This window comes from Neobacillus sp. SRL179, from assembly GCF_984799095.1.
Window position 1 is genome coordinate 1,890,670 of sequence record NZ_OZ481792.1, and the last position, 13,646, is coordinate 1,904,315.

Sequence of the window (13,646 nt, forward strand, 5' to 3'; positions counted from 1 at the left end):
TTTTTTACTATTATAGAAGTAGGGGTGACTGCATGCGTTTACATACAAAATTAATGCTTGGAATTTTTATTCTCATCATATTGATAGGTATTTCTTTTGAGTTAACTTTTAAAAATATTATCGAATCCAACCTTAAACATGAAATTGGTACGAAGGCCTTATCTGTTGCCCAAACCATTTCCAATATGCCTACCATTCAAGATGCTTTTTTAGAGGAGAACCCTGCGTCAATCATTCAGCCCATTGCAGAAAGTATTCGTAAACAGGTGGGAGCTGAATTTATTGTAGTTGGAAATCGAAACGAAATTCGCTATTCCCATCCTAATCCAAAACGCCTCGGTCAAAAGATGGTTGGCGGTGATAACGGACAGGCTTTTAAAGGTAAAGCAGTTATTTCAGAATCCACCGGAACACTCGGGCCCTCATTGAGAGGGAAAGCGCCAATCTTTACTAGCGATGGAAAGGTAATTGGCGTCGTCTCTGTCGGTTATCTACAGACAGATATTCAAAAAGAAGTTTCAAGGGTCAGGCAAAAAGTCTTTATTGTTACTTTCATTGTTTTAGTAGCTGGTTTGCTTTCTGCCCTATTAATTACTTTGAATATTAAAAGGGCGATGTTCGGACTTGAACCTAAGGAGATTGCCTGGATGTACCAAGAGAAACACGCTATTCTTGAATCGATTCATGAAGGAATTATTGCAATTGATACAGAGGGACGAATGACGGTGGTTAATGATACAGCTCATAAAATTCTTCAGGTGCCGAATGAGATTCTGCTGCGTGGGAAAAGAATTGATGATTTCATTGCAAATACGCAGCTTCTAGAGGTAGTTAGAACGGGTCAAGCCGAGTATGATCGGGAATTTATGATTTTTGGTGATGTGTACCTGGCAAATAAAATCCCTATTTTTAATAATAAGAAAGAAGTAATAGGGGCAGTGGTGAGTTTCCGAAATAAATCTGAGCTTACTAGTCTTCTGAAGGAATTGTCACACATCAAAGCCTATGCGGAGGGACTGAGGGCGCAGACACATGAATATTCTAATCGTCTTTATACACTCTTAGGCTTGATTCAGTTAGGATCTTATAAAGACGCAATCGATTTTATCTCCAAGGAAGTCGATTTAGCTCAGGGGTTCATTGAATTTTTAATGAAGGAAATACCTGACCCTATCATAGCGGGATTTATTTTAGGCAAGGTCAGTTTAGCAAGTGAGCTGAAAATTAATTTTACTATAGATCGGGAGAGCAGCTTCCGGGATATACCTGCAGGAATTAATCGAGATTCGCTTGTAACGATAATTGGAAATATTATCAACAATGCTTTTGAGGCAGTTAGGGATAATGAAAAAGAAGAAAAAAGAGTTTCCCTCTTTTTAACGGACTTAGGAAAAGACTTGATTATTGAGGTAGAAGATAATGGAAACGGAATCGAAACGACAGCAAACGAAGAGATTTTCAAGGCAGGCTTTTCAACAAAAAACCATCAGACCAATGCGGGAATTGGGTTGAACCTAGTTAAAAAATCAATAGACGATTTAAATGGTTTGATTACATTTTCATCAAATTCAGGGGAAGGAACGATTTTTACGATAGCAATACCGAAAGTAGGGGGTATATTGCATGAAGATGAAACAGGATATCGAAGTGTTAATTATTGAAGATGATTTAAGGATTGCCGAAATACAAAAACGGTTTATTGAACAAATTGAAGGTTTTCAGACGGTCGGTATTGCCGCAAGCTATCGGGAGGCAAAGACTTACATTGAATTATTGCAGCCAGACCTTCTCTTGCTGGATATGTATTTCCCTGATATGAACGGATTAGACTTGCTGAAGGAGGCAAAACAGCAAGAAAAACAAATGGATGTAATCATGATTACGGCGGCAAAAGAGATTCAAAGTGTTCAAGAAGCAATCAGTATTGGGGTATTTGATTATATTATTAAGCCCGTCGTTTTTGAACGGTTCAAGCAATCACTGCAAAGATATCAAGAGTTCCACACAAGATTAGTAGAATTCGGAAAAGAAAATGTTTATGTTACTCAGCAGCAAGTAGACAAGCTTTTACGAAAAGAAATTGACGGCAGCGGGACTCCTAAACCTTACCTCCCGAAAGGAATTGACCCGTTAACACTCGATAAAGTAATGGATGTCCTTGGAAATGTAGTCCCAGGATTAACTGCTGAAATAGTGGCCAAAGAAATTGGGGTAAGCAGGACCACAGCAAGACGCTATCTGGAGCATCTTGTTTCCGAGGAAAAGATTGATGCGGATTTGTCGTATGGAACTGTTGGCCGACCGGAACGGGTTTACATTATTAGGACATAGACTTTTATAACAGATTTTGAAGAAGCAGGGAATTCGGGAAATGCCCCAAATTCCCTGCTTCTTCATACTATTTTGATGCCCCTGCCAAGGAAATTCATTTTACCATATTACTTACTAACTTGTCAGGTTATTTCATTCCATGTAATTATGCTGTTGTTCAATTTTACCGTCATCATCATGGATATATGCCATCGTTTTGGCTTCCTTTGCCCTCTGTTTCGCTTCTTTTATAGCCTCACTTTTTGTATCACTTGTGTAGGCGGGTTCGTCTTCTCCCTCTACCTTCACTGCCCAATTCTCCTCTTCATATGGAACGACATGGAACCTTGCATGATCGGTCCCTGCGCGTTCTTGAAAAAATTGATCACGGTCATTTTGTTCACTTTTATTTGCCATCAGTTTACCTCCAATTTTCTGTAATCTTTTACTATTCGTTTACCCGCTTGGCGAAATTAAAAACATATCAACCAATGGTTATACCGATTTTTCCCAATAAGCAAAAGTATGAAGAGATACTAAAGACAGTCCAAATATGGTAACTTAATAGAATAACGACATTTTGATAATAGTAATAGTTTTTAATACTGAGCCTACTTGAGCACACACTTTTGTTAGTATGTGTATTATTGGTATAATAGGAAAAGCGTAATAATTATTGTAAAGGAGGCATCCAAAAATGGAAGAGTCTAATTATATTCTTGAATATATCCAAAAAAACAGGGAGCATCTGGTCCATGAGTGGTTTGATAAACTTAACACTTTAGATGGAAAAAATGTTTCAACTTTACTTCCAAACCAAAGGTACCTCAATATTTGTAATGAATATATCAATCTATTGATTTATTACTATAACAACGAGGAAAAAGTGAGTATCAAAATAAGCGATTTCACTCAAAAATTAATAGATTTAGGGTGGTCATTAACTTTTATAATGGACGGTTTAACCGAATTTGGTAAAATTGTTTTTTTCCAAATAACTAAAAAAGACTCAGAAAAAAAGAAAATGGAATTTGTCTGGGATTACGATAAGTGGATTAGTCCAATTAACAACCAATTATTAAGTCAATTTGCTGCTTCTTGGCAAAAGACCATCTCACTACAAAAAATTGCTCTTGAAGAATTATCTGCACCCCTTATTCCTATTTTTGAGGATATATCCGTCATGCCTCTTATTGGAACCATTGATACAGAAAGAGCTAAAAGTATCATGGAAAATTTGCTAAACGGTGTTGTGAAATATAGATCACACGTTGTTTTAATTGATATAACAGGGGTCCCTGTAGTGGATACAATGGTGGCCCATTATATTATGCAAGCCGCTGAAGCTGTAAGGTTAGTGGGGGCAAAATGCTTAATTGTGGGGATTAGGCCCGAGATCGCTCAAACCATTGTTAATTTAGGAATTAATCTAAATCGGGTTATGACAAAAGGTAGTTTACAAGAGGGAATTATGGCTGCATTTGAAATGACAAATCGAAAGATTGTATCAATGGAGGAAGAAAATGACTACAAGAATACCCATTCTAAAATTATATAACTATCTATTTGTTTCGATTCAGTGGGAGCTTGATGATAAAACGGCATTAGAATTTCAGGAATTATTGCTTCAAAGAATTCATGAAACCGGTGCTAGAGGTGTTGTGATTGATTTAACGTCTGTCGATATGATTGATTCGTTTATTGCTAAGGTTCTAGGTGATGTCATTAGTATGGCTAAATTGATGGGTGTAAAAGTGGTTTTAACTGGTATTCAACCAGCTGTAGCAATTACATTGGTTGAACTCGGAATTCACCTCCAAGATGTCCTTACAGCATTAGATCTAGAAAAGGGGTTAGAAACACTACAAAGGGAATTGGGGGATTAAGTATGGAGACCGAATCCTTTGTAAGAATATTATCAGAATGGGATATCGTTGCAGCGAGGCAATTAGGAAGAAACATTGCCAAGGAACTGGGTTTTGGAACAGTTGACCAAGCAAGAATCACCACTGCCATTTCTGAGTTAGCACGTAATATATATTTATATGCCGGTCAGGGCGAGATTCATTTTGAGCCAATTAATGATTTTGAAAAAAGAGGGTTAAAAATAACAGCTGTTGATAATGGGCCGGGGATTCAAGATATTAGACAAGTGATGGAGGATGGTTTTTCGACTTCTGGCGGTTTAGGTGCCGGTTTGCCCGGTGTAAAACGGTTAATGGATGAATTTGATCTGACCACAACACTTGGGGAAGGGACAACCATTTGTACAATAAAATGGCTTCGAGATAGGAGGGTTGGTTAATAATGGATTTCAAACAAATTTTAGAATCAAGTTATCGGGAAATACTTCGACGGTATATAGAAGAATCTTCCGAAGCAGCACTGTATCAAGCACAAATGTTTAGCAGAAAATCCATTAAACAGCAAATATCCCCTGAAGAAATTATTAGTATCCATTGCAAAGTCTTAAAGGAGCTATTTCCCGATATTAAAGAGGAGATTTTAGCTTCGTTTGATTTCTTGATCGAATTTATGATGAATTATGGCTTGGCCTATCAAGAGCATCAAAGCTTGAGGAACAAGCAATTTGAAATTAAAACGGAAATTGAAATTGCTGCTGGGATCCAAGAAAATTTATTAGAAACGCCTATTCCGAAGCTGGATGAAGTAGAGATTGGCGCCATTAGTATACCCGCAAAAAAGATCAATGGAGATTTTTACCGCTTTGTTCAGGATGAAAAAAGTATTAGTATTGCTATAGCGGATGTAATTGGTAAAGGAATACCTGCGGCACTTTGTATGTCGATGATTAAGTATGCTATGGATAGTTTACCAATGTCGAGAATAAATCCGACCGATGTGTTAACAAATTTAAATAGAGTTGTAGAAAATAATGTGGATTCTAGTATGTTTATCACCATGTTTTATGGAATTTATAATGTTATTGAGCATTCATTTACATATGCTGCAGCTGGACATGAACAAGGATTCTATTATCATTCTTCATCTCACTCTTTTGAAGATCTTAAAACTAGAGGGATCGTGTTGGGTGTAGAACAAAATAGTACATATGAGCAATATGAAAAAAAGGTGGAACCTGGAGATCTCATTGTTTTGCTATCGGACGGTGTAACTGAATCCAGGACGGAAAAAGGGTTTATTGAACGGTCGGTCATTACCGATTTAATTCAAACCTATATGCATTTATCCGCACAAGAAATGGTCGAAAACATATATCGTGATATCGAAAGACTGCAGAATTTTGAGATAAGGGATGATTTTACGCTAATCATATTAAAAAGAGTTTAAAACTATCTTAATAGGGTAGTTTTTGATGAGACACATGAAAAGCAAACAATAATTTATGAAAGGCACTTGGTAAAATGCAAGGTAAAAAAATGCTTGAACTTGACCTGAACCAACACATTCAGGCAATTGCCTATCAAATTCCAAAAGAGGGTAACGTTTTTAACGGGGATAGTTATTTTATGAAGGTAACAGAAGATTACTTTATTTGTGCGGTAGCCGATGGTTTAGGGAGTGGGGAGCATGCCTATCATTCCTCAAACGCGATTCGTGAAGAAGTGGAAAAAAATCATCATAAAGAGGTTGAGGTATTAATCAACCGTTGCAACCAGGTTCTCAAGAATAAACGGGGGGCAACGATTTCGATTTTAAAGGTCTTTTTTTTACAAAAGACATTCACCTATAGCTCGGTGGGAAATATTCAATTTGTTCTCTCTTGCCCCTCAGGTCGGTTTATTTATCCACTTCCTATCCTAGGTTATTTATCTGGAAAACCCCAAAAATACCGTTGCGAAACGTTTTCTTATGAAGAGGGATCAAAATTTATTATTCATACGGACGGTCTTGCGATTCCCAGTATTAAATCAGTGGTAAGTTCTTCATGCTCAATTGAAGAGATGGCCAACCATTTAGAGACTTTTGCGAGAACAGGAAAAGACGACTTGACCTATATTGTCGGTCAACTATCCTAAAAGAATGTTTATTTATTCAAAAAAACGGGTATGGGTATTAAGATAGAAGTCCCTTTGTAATGTCTTAGGAGGAATAAAATTGGAAATGGTCTATGATGCTAAAAGTATTTCGGAATATATTACCAAGAATAAGGAAGAATTTCAGAATAAACTATTATCGGAGGCTGTTAATGTTGCCTCTAATATTGAAGGTATTTTAAGAGAAGGTAATATAGATTTATTAAAAAATGCACAACGGTTAGTTGTTTATGTAGTGGAAAATAAAAAAGATGAACTCATTGCTTTTGCTAAAGAGGAAGGAATTGCATGGGCAAGGCATTCGTTAACACTAGCGTTCAAAGTAGAATGGGTCCATGCCATCAGACGTGCTCTATGGCATTTTATCAGACTTTATGATGAAATCCATGAGAATATTAATTTTGCTGCTGATTTTTACGATTTGGAGCTAAAGGTTAATGATGGAATCGATGAGTTCCTCAATTCGTTTTTCCTTAGCTATTCACAATATAAAGATGAATTAATCCTTTCCCAAAGGAAATTAGTCGAACATCTCTCTGTACCGATTATCCCTGTCAGCCAAACGGTAGCGGTCTTGCCGTTGATTGGTACTTTTGATTCGTATCGAATGAATATTATTGAAGAAAAAGCATTAACAGAAATATCTAAGTTAAGGATTCAAACACTCATTATCGACTTATCAGGAATTTCTGACATGGACGAAATAACCATATCTCATTTTCAAAAAGTGTTGATTGGTTTAACGTTAATGGGGGCTAAACCTATCATTACAGGGTTACGGCCAGAACTTGTTAGAAAAATGGTGCATTTAGGAATTGATCTTACTAGTTTTGCAGAAACAAAAGCCACTTTGCAGCAAACATTAAATAGTTATTTTGGGTAATCTCTACATATTCCTTAAATGATACGGATCATAATTGTAAGAGAACTTAATCCTAGGGCAGGACAGCAGGAGTTGATTCCCACACAGTCCTGTTTATTCAAATCTTTTTTTCATATATAACCGTACAATTTGCCAACGATTGTACGGTTATTCTTTTTTTACACGCTATGATAATGATGAGAAGGCAACATATTCCTTGCCCTAATTTTGTGCTTTAGCAGGCTTTCTTGTTGAATATTCAGCAAGCCATTTAGGTAGTAGTCGATTTCGTTTGGCAGGATCCCATTCGCATTCCATTCTTTCATGTCCTTCCCTCATCCATTTTTGCAGTGGTGCTGGAAAATCATTTTCTTCAAAAGGGAATAAGGCAATGTCGGCAATCGCTGGAGGAAAAGGACTTTTTCTAATGTGGTGTTTCAGCTTTGTCATCACCTTCTCATAATCCATTTCCGAACAAAATTTGAACCATTGCTGAACTGTTTCATCCTTCAATATGCAGTTGGAGTAAACGGATTCAATTAATATTAATAGCTTGACTACCTCTTCTTTCGTCATTGTCTTTCCTCCAAGAACACAATTTTACCTTCCTAAATCAGTCGTTCCACTCGTTCAAACATGAATTCCTTCTTTGGCTTTTTCTTATTTTGGTTCATTCTCTCTATTATCGCCTTTATGACCTTTTCGCAATACCAAGTCCCGTAAAATTTTCACCCGTATTTTCTATGAAACTTAAAAACTCTTATAACATAAAAAGGCGCTTCATCGCTGCGTTTTTCATTGTCCTATTTTCTAATGCTGAATAATCTATAATAAGTAAAAAGAACTATCCATTTCAAATTTAGAGGGTGATGATATTGGCGAATAAATCGAACAAAAACAAACAAAACTCCGCAGCTCAAAAGAATAACAATAGTAAAAACAATAATTCCAAAAAAACGAACCAAAAGAACAAGAAAAAATAGATTGAAAGAGGGGTTTATTTATAACAGTAAAGAATGAGAACTTCTCCCTCGTTTCCGTCATATTGTTAGTAAATTAGTAATGGGGAAAACCTCCCTGCGCATAAGATACACGGATTACTCATTTAAACGTCATAATGGAGGGATGTAAATGGCAAGAAAATGGTTTGCTTTCTTCGTGGTAACCCTTCTCTTGTTGACTAGTTTTATTGTAAATGTGCCCAAAAGTTCTGCAGCGGCTGCTGGTGGAAAATTAATTATCATTAACAAGGCAAATAATCAACTGGCCTACTATAACAACGGTGTGTTAATCAAAAAATTTAAAGTAGGCACTGGAAGGAGCCAATCGTTAACACCAGAGGGAAAGTTTAAGATTGTTAATAAAATTGTGAATCGGCCATATTATAAAGGGAAAATTCCAGGAGGGGATCCCCGAAATCCTCTTGGAAATAGATGGCTTGGACTGAATGCTCGTGGTACATGGGGAACCACCTATGCGATTCATGGAAACAACAATCCTAGCTCTATTGGCAAATATGTAAGCAGCGGCTGTATTCGGATGTATGATGATCAAGTGGAGTGGCTATTTAATCAGGTGCCAATTAATACGCCCGTGATCATCACAACCTCGTCGAAATCCTTTGACGTTATTGCAGCTGCTAATGGGTATAAAGGAAAAGGGGATAATAGTATACCAGTAGTTTCTGTTAATACCGATAGTCAGATCCTTAAAAGGGGCAGCCACGGGACTGAAGTTCAAGAGCTTCAACGCAAGCTGACTTCCCTTGGCTATAGTACGAATGGGATTGATGGGATTTTTGGACCTGGCACAGAAAGTGCTGTCCGGCAATATCAAAAAGCTAAACGATTAACCGCAGATGGTATTGTGGGAACGGCAACGAAGAAAGCACTCGGATTCTAATTGATAAGTAAACATTAATTCACCAACTAGATATGGCGAAACCATTGGTTATGGCAGGTCACTTTCTTCCTATTTAATTATTAATGCTGTTCATTTTTTGGATTCTAGAAAAGTAATTATTTGAAAAAGCCATTGTAGCGATGAGTCCTCAATGGCTTTTTTTATTTTTAGGAAGGACTTTTTTGTTGGTTATGCATACTTTCCTGGAAAAAGACTCTACCCTTTGTAAAAGATTTGAAAGCTCTCCCGTATCGAAGTTTCAACAGTTTATATACGGCCCTTTATTATTATAGTTTTTCCAAGACTGGGAACATTATTAATCGAAGTATTTTGAATGATCAGGAGGTTTTTCGTTATGGAATCAACTTATAAGGGTACAGATAAAATGATCGTAGGGATTGTGTTTGGTGTTATTACATTCTGGCTATTTGCACAAGCAATGGTCAATGTGGTGCCAGCTGTTCAAAAAGATTTGGGTATTTCACTTGGAACAGTGAACATAGCCATTAGTTTAACGGCTTTATTCTCAGGAATGTTTATCGTTGCAGCTGGTGGACTTGCCGATAAAATCGGACGTAAAAGAATGGCTAATATTGGGTTTATCTTAAGTATAATTGGATCATTTTGTCTAGTTATAGCTCAAGGGTCTGCATTGTTAATTATTGGTCGTGTTATTCAAGGACTTTCAGCAGCATGCATTATGCCCTCAACCATTGCCTTAATGAAAGCGTACTTTGAAGGGAAAGAACGTCAGCGTGCACTTAGTTTCTGGTCCATCGGTTCATGGGGTGGATCAGGAATTGCTTCCTTCGCCGGTGGTGCAATCGCAACATACTTGGGTTGGAGATGGATTTTCATTTTTTCTATCATTTTTGCTCTTGTTGGTATGTTTTTACTAAAAGCTACCCCCGAAAGTAAACAAAAATCTACAGGTGTTTTTAAATTCGATTACACAGGCTTAATTATTTTTATCATTACCATGATTGCATTGAATGTTTTTATTAATTACGGTTCAGATTTAGGGTGGACAAGTCCACTTACAATCGGTTTACTCATTGTCACAATCATTGGTTTAATTGCTTTCATTAAAGTTGAGAAAAGTAAAGAGATCGTACTGATTGATTTTGGTGTATTTAAAAATAAGCCCTATACGGGTGCAACAATGTCCAATTTCTTGCTGAATGCAATTGCTGGTACACTAGTGGTAGCCAATACGTATGTACAAGTAGGTCGTGGATTTAATTCATTTCAATCAGGTATGTTATCACTGGGTTACTTAGTTGCAGTACTTGCAATGATTCGTGTCGGAGAGAAAATTTTACAAAGAGTTGGTGCCAAATCACCTATGATTTGGGGTGCTCTCATTACGACAGTAGGTGTAGCCATGATGGGCTTAACCTTCTTACCTGACCTTACATATACAATCGTCGTCTTCATAGGATTTGCCCTATTTGGTCTTGGACTTGGCATATATGCCACTCCATCGACTGATACATCTGTATCTAATGCTCCTGCTGACAAAGTCGGTGAAGCAGCTGGGGTTTATAAAATGGCAAGCTCACTTGGCAGTGCCTTCGGCGTTGCGATTTCTGCAGCAGTTTATGGGGCAATGGCAGCAATCGGAAATCTAGAAGCAGCGGCTTCTGTAGGAATTATTGTAAATGTTATCTTCGGAATACTTTCCATTTTATCGATTATCTTTATGGTGCCGGGAGATGCTGGTAAAACAACTAAGGTTACCAAAAAATCACTTGTGGGCAGCAACCGGAATCCGATTACAGAATAATGAGCAAGAATAAAGAGAGGGTGGAGAAATAATGAAAAGTAAATTAATAGATATGCTGGAATCCCGTAAGGATGAAATGATTGCAATCCGCAGGCATTTACACGAAAATCCAGAGCTTTCTTTTAAAGAAGAAAAGACAGCACAATATATCATTGATTTTTATAAAGGCAAGGACGTAGAAGTTCAAACCAAGGTAGGGAATGGAAACGGAATTATCGTGACCATTAAAGGTGGCAAGCAAGGTAAAATCATAGGATTGCGTGCTGATTTTGATGCGCTCCCAATTGTCGAAGAAACAGATTTACCATTTAAATCAAAAAATGAAGGCGTTTTTCATGGGTGTGGGCATGATGGTCATACCGCCTATTTGTTAGTCTTAGCAGATTGTCTCATTCAATTAAAAGATGATATTCCAGGTACAATAAAAATTATTCATCAACATGCGGAAGAAGTTCCTCCAGGTGGAGCAAAGAGTATTGTAGAATCCGGCTTGCTTGACGATTTAGATAATGTTTTTGGTATTCATTTATTGCCAATGGGACCAGCTGGGGTAGTTGGGTATCACGCTGGATATTCCTTTAACGGCAGGGCTTATATGAAATTAAAAATACAGGGCACAGGCGGGCATGGATCCTCACCGCATCTAGCGAATGATGCCATTGTAGCTGGTGCTCATTTTGTTACAGCGGCTCAAACGATTATTAGCCGCCGATTAAGTCCATTTGATATTGGGGTCATTACGATTGGTTCTTTTGATGGTAAAGGAACATTTAATGTCATTAAAGACAGCGTAGAGCTTGAAGGCGATATTCGTTATATGACAGTTGAAACAAAAGCAACCATTGAAAAAGAAGTGGAGCGTCTTGTAAAAGGACTAGAAGTGGAATTTGGTGTAACATGTGATCTAACTTACGAAAATGATTATCCACCACTTTATAACAATCCGGAATTAACAGAGAAAGTTTCTCAATTCCTAAAGAGTGCAAATGATCAAGATATTACAAAAGTAGAAGAGTGGCCAGCTATGCCGCCATCCGAAGACTTTGCTTATTATGCTGAAAAATTCCCTTCATGCTTCTTCTTTATCGGTTGTACACCTAAGGGCGTGGAAAAGCCTTATTTCAATCATAATCCTAAATTCGACATCGATGAAGATGCTCTCCTTGTGGCAGCAAAGGCAGTTGGTTATGTTGTTTGCGGTTATTTTGATTTAGATTAGATTAAGTTAGGGTATGTCTTATATGAGACAACCCTTATTTTTTGTGGAAATGGGGTGAAGGTTTTGACATGGGAAGTGCTAAGCGTTATTGGAACCATCGCCTTCGCTATAAGTGGTGCCGTTATTGCAATGGAAGAAGATTATGATATCTTTGGTATTTTTGTCTTGGGATTAACAACAGCATTTGGTGGCGGTGCGGTCCGCAACTTGTTAATTGGAATCCCAATTAAGACTTTTTGGACTCAAGCCCATTTATTTAATATTGCATTTTTTGTCATTCTGATTGTTTTTTTATTGCCATCGTTCATTCTGAAATTCTGGAATAGGTGGGGAACATTTTTTGATGCAATTGGTTTAGCGGCATTTGCCATTCAGGGTGCGAGGTATGCCTTACAAAGTGGAGCACCGCTAGGGGCAATTATGCTTGCAGCTACCTTAACCGGAGCTGGCGGGGGGATGGTACGGGATATTTTAGCCGGAAGAAAACCAATGATTTTTCGGTCAGAAGTTTACGCTGCCTGGGGGCTATTAACGGGCCTTATTATTGGCCTTGATTGGCTGCATGGACCATTTGGAATAACCCTTTTATTAATTCTAATTGTACTATTAAGGATGCTTTCGGTGATCTTTAATTGGAGATTACCAAAGTATTTTAAGGGGGATAATGGAGAAACTGCCTCAAGGCGGGGGAAGTGACCCCCGCTATTCTTATTCTCTATACCCGAAACTGCCTGAAATTTCTTTACTAATTTGAATTAAATACTGACTGAGTTCAACATTCTCATTTGTAGGGATTAACTCCGAAAAGCCTACAACCGTTACGGTACCAAGGAGTTCTTTCTTATAGTTAAAGACGGGAAAGGATACAGAGGAGACGGACGAAACAAGTGGCTCCCTTGCAAAGGCAATGCCTTTCTCCCTCACAAATCTACATTCATCTTCCAGCTGGCTGACTTCTGCCTGGGAAATTTGACTAAATTCTTTTTCCTTCCAATCATGAATGATTTGTTCATCCATGAAGGCCATAAACACCTTCCCTGATGCAGACCGAATCGGAAGCAGGGTGCCTATTTGAGCGCCGATATTAAATCCCCGATTAGTTTTAACATCTTTCACGATCATGGGACCGTTCTGGGTCCAACTAGAAAATAGAACAGTACTCGTACTTTTTACATTTATCTCATGCAGATAAGAGGAAATCCGGTCAATAATATTTTCTTGATCTACGGCAGCCATCCCATATTCAATTAACTTACTTCCCAATACATATTCACCTGTTTCCTTGTTACGATACAGGATTCCTAATTGTGTAAAGGTATTTAAATATTTATAAAGATTACTTTTTGTAATCTGTGTTAAGTCTTGGATATCAGTAAACTTTAACGGCCTTCCCTGTTTTGCAATCATATCTATAATTCCCATTCCAATTTGTAATGATTGGATGGTTGTACCTTTTTTTATCTCTTCCATATTCATCCTCCTATAAACCCTATCCCTATATTAGCATAGCTCTATGAATTTTGGTAAAGGGGGACGGTTCTTATGTGT

Annotated in this window: 15 protein-coding genes; 12 read left to right on the forward strand and 3 right to left on the reverse strand. The window is 37.6% G+C overall.

Features of this window, described 5'->3' with window-relative positions; translation table 11 throughout:
* Positions 1-32 precede the first annotated feature (32 nt).
* Complete coding sequence (locus tag AC4E8C_RS09325) at positions 33-1,661, forward strand: ATP-binding protein (protein WP_490211829.1); 1,629 nt, start codon at positions 33-35, stop codon at positions 1,659-1,661.
* Positions 1,624-2,331 carry a response regulator gene (locus tag AC4E8C_RS09330; RefSeq protein ID WP_490211830.1) on the forward strand — a complete coding sequence of 236 codons (708 nt, stop codon included), beginning with the start codon at positions 1,624-1,626 and terminating at the stop codon, positions 2,329-2,331. The genes AC4E8C_RS09325 and AC4E8C_RS09330 overlap by 38 nt, the downstream gene beginning before the upstream one ends.
* A gap of 132 nt (positions 2,332-2,463) precedes the next feature.
* Here AC4E8C_RS09330 and AC4E8C_RS09335 read toward each other — a convergent pair whose 3' ends face one another.
* Entirely contained in the window at positions 2,464-2,727 is a 264-nt protein-coding gene (locus tag AC4E8C_RS09335; RefSeq protein ID WP_490211831.1) for a DUF2188 domain-containing protein, read from the reverse strand.
* 280 nt (positions 2,728-3,007) lie between these two features.
* Here AC4E8C_RS09335 and AC4E8C_RS09340 point away from each other — a divergent pair, with 280 nt between their 5' ends.
* The 6 genes from AC4E8C_RS09340 to AC4E8C_RS09365 all read left to right on the forward strand — a co-directional run bounded on the left by AC4E8C_RS09340 (position 3,008) and on the right by AC4E8C_RS09365 (position 7,212).
* Positions 3,008-3,868, forward strand: coding sequence for an STAS domain-containing protein (locus tag AC4E8C_RS09340; protein WP_490211832.1), 861 nt, complete (start codon positions 3,008-3,010; stop codon positions 3,866-3,868).
* The gene (locus AC4E8C_RS09345) at positions 3,834-4,196 is read left to right on the forward strand and encodes an STAS domain-containing protein (protein WP_490211833.1); all 363 of its coding nucleotides are present in this window, start codon (positions 3,834-3,836) and stop codon (positions 4,194-4,196) included. Before AC4E8C_RS09340 ends, AC4E8C_RS09345 begins: the two co-directional genes overlap by 35 nt.
* A 2-nt stretch (positions 4,197-4,198) precedes the next feature.
* Entirely contained in the window at positions 4,199-4,615 is a 417-nt protein-coding gene (locus tag AC4E8C_RS09350; protein ID WP_490211834.1) for an anti-sigma regulatory factor, read from the forward strand.
* 2 nt (positions 4,616-4,617) lie between these two features.
* Positions 4,618-5,622 carry a PP2C family protein-serine/threonine phosphatase gene (locus tag AC4E8C_RS09355; protein ID WP_490211835.1) on the forward strand — a complete coding sequence of 335 codons (1,005 nt, stop codon included), beginning with the start codon at positions 4,618-4,620 and terminating at the stop codon, positions 5,620-5,622.
* An 89-nt stretch (positions 5,623-5,711) separates the two neighbouring features.
* Positions 5,712-6,311: a PP2C family serine/threonine-protein phosphatase gene (locus AC4E8C_RS09360; RefSeq protein WP_490212514.1), complete on the forward strand. Its 600-nt coding sequence runs from the start codon at positions 5,712-5,714 to the stop codon at positions 6,309-6,311.
* 85 nt (positions 6,312-6,396) lie between these two features.
* Positions 6,397-7,212: an STAS domain-containing protein gene (locus AC4E8C_RS09365; RefSeq protein WP_490212515.1), complete on the forward strand. Its 816-nt coding sequence runs from the start codon at positions 6,397-6,399 to the stop codon at positions 7,210-7,212.
* Between the two features lie 201 nt (positions 7,213-7,413).
* Here AC4E8C_RS09365 and AC4E8C_RS09370 read toward each other — a convergent pair whose 3' ends face one another.
* Positions 7,414-7,767: a replicative helicase loader/inhibitor gene (locus tag AC4E8C_RS09370; protein ID WP_490211836.1), complete on the reverse strand. Its 354-nt coding sequence runs from the start codon at positions 7,765-7,767 to the stop codon at positions 7,414-7,416.
* 555 nt (positions 7,768-8,322) lie between these two features.
* Here AC4E8C_RS09370 and AC4E8C_RS09375 point away from each other — a divergent pair.
* The 4 genes from AC4E8C_RS09375 to AC4E8C_RS09390 all read left to right on the forward strand — a co-directional run bounded on the left by AC4E8C_RS09375 (position 8,323) and on the right by AC4E8C_RS09390 (position 12,794).
* Positions 8,323-9,093 (forward strand): L,D-transpeptidase family protein, encoded by a 771-nt coding sequence (locus tag AC4E8C_RS09375; protein WP_490211837.1) that lies wholly within the window; start codon positions 8,323-8,325, stop codon positions 9,091-9,093.
* 355 nt (positions 9,094-9,448) lie between these two features.
* Complete coding sequence (locus AC4E8C_RS09380; protein WP_490211838.1) at positions 9,449-10,879, forward strand: MFS transporter; 1,431 nt, start codon at positions 9,449-9,451, stop codon at positions 10,877-10,879.
* Between the two features lie 31 nt (positions 10,880-10,910).
* Complete coding sequence (locus AC4E8C_RS09385; protein WP_490211839.1) at positions 10,911-12,098, forward strand: amidohydrolase; 1,188 nt, start codon at positions 10,911-10,913, stop codon at positions 12,096-12,098.
* 63 nt (positions 12,099-12,161) lie between these two features.
* Positions 12,162-12,794 carry a trimeric intracellular cation channel family protein gene (locus tag AC4E8C_RS09390; protein ID WP_490211840.1) on the forward strand — a complete coding sequence of 211 codons (633 nt, stop codon included), beginning with the start codon at positions 12,162-12,164 and terminating at the stop codon, positions 12,792-12,794.
* 12 nt (positions 12,795-12,806) lie between these two features.
* On the opposite strand, the gene AC4E8C_RS09395 is transcribed toward AC4E8C_RS09390, so the two are convergent.
* Positions 12,807-13,568, reverse strand: a complete 762-nt coding sequence (locus AC4E8C_RS09395; protein WP_490211841.1) for an IclR family transcriptional regulator — start codon at positions 13,566-13,568, stop codon at positions 12,807-12,809.
* Positions 13,569-13,646 lie beyond the last annotated feature (78 nt).

Bases quoted from the DNA above. Each gene is read 5' to 3' on its own strand.
- AC4E8C_RS09325 (WP_490211829.1), top strand. From the start codon at position 33: ATGCGTTTACATACAAAATTAATGCTTGGAATTTTTATTCTCATCATA.
- AC4E8C_RS09330 (WP_490211830.1), top strand. From the start codon at position 1,624: ATGAAGATGAAACAGGATATCGAAGTGTTAATTATTGAAGATGATTTA.
- AC4E8C_RS09335 (WP_490211831.1), bottom strand. From the start codon at position 2,727: ATGGCAAATAAAAGTGAACAAAATGACCGTGATCAATTTTTTCAAGAA.
- AC4E8C_RS09340 (WP_490211832.1), top strand. From the start codon at position 3,008: ATGGAAGAGTCTAATTATATTCTTGAATATATCCAAAAAAACAGGGAG.
- AC4E8C_RS09345 (WP_490211833.1), top strand. From the start codon at position 3,834: ATGACTACAAGAATACCCATTCTAAAATTATATAACTATCTATTTGTT.
- AC4E8C_RS09350 (WP_490211834.1), top strand. From the start codon at position 4,199: ATGGAGACCGAATCCTTTGTAAGAATATTATCAGAATGGGATATCGTT.
- AC4E8C_RS09355 (WP_490211835.1), top strand. From the start codon at position 4,618: ATGGATTTCAAACAAATTTTAGAATCAAGTTATCGGGAAATACTTCGA.
- AC4E8C_RS09360 (WP_490212514.1), top strand. From the start codon at position 5,712: ATGCTTGAACTTGACCTGAACCAACACATTCAGGCAATTGCCTATCAA.
- AC4E8C_RS09365 (WP_490212515.1), top strand. From the start codon at position 6,397: ATGGTCTATGATGCTAAAAGTATTTCGGAATATATTACCAAGAATAAG.
- AC4E8C_RS09370 (WP_490211836.1), bottom strand. From the start codon at position 7,767: ATGACGAAAGAAGAGGTAGTCAAGCTATTAATATTAATTGAATCCGTT.
- AC4E8C_RS09375 (WP_490211837.1), top strand. From the start codon at position 8,323: ATGGCAAGAAAATGGTTTGCTTTCTTCGTGGTAACCCTTCTCTTGTTG.
- AC4E8C_RS09380 (WP_490211838.1), top strand. From the start codon at position 9,449: ATGGAATCAACTTATAAGGGTACAGATAAAATGATCGTAGGGATTGTG.
- AC4E8C_RS09385 (WP_490211839.1), top strand. From the start codon at position 10,911: ATGAAAAGTAAATTAATAGATATGCTGGAATCCCGTAAGGATGAAATG.
- AC4E8C_RS09395 (WP_490211841.1), bottom strand. From the start codon at position 13,568: ATGGAAGAGATAAAAAAAGGTACAACCATCCAATCATTACAAATTGGA.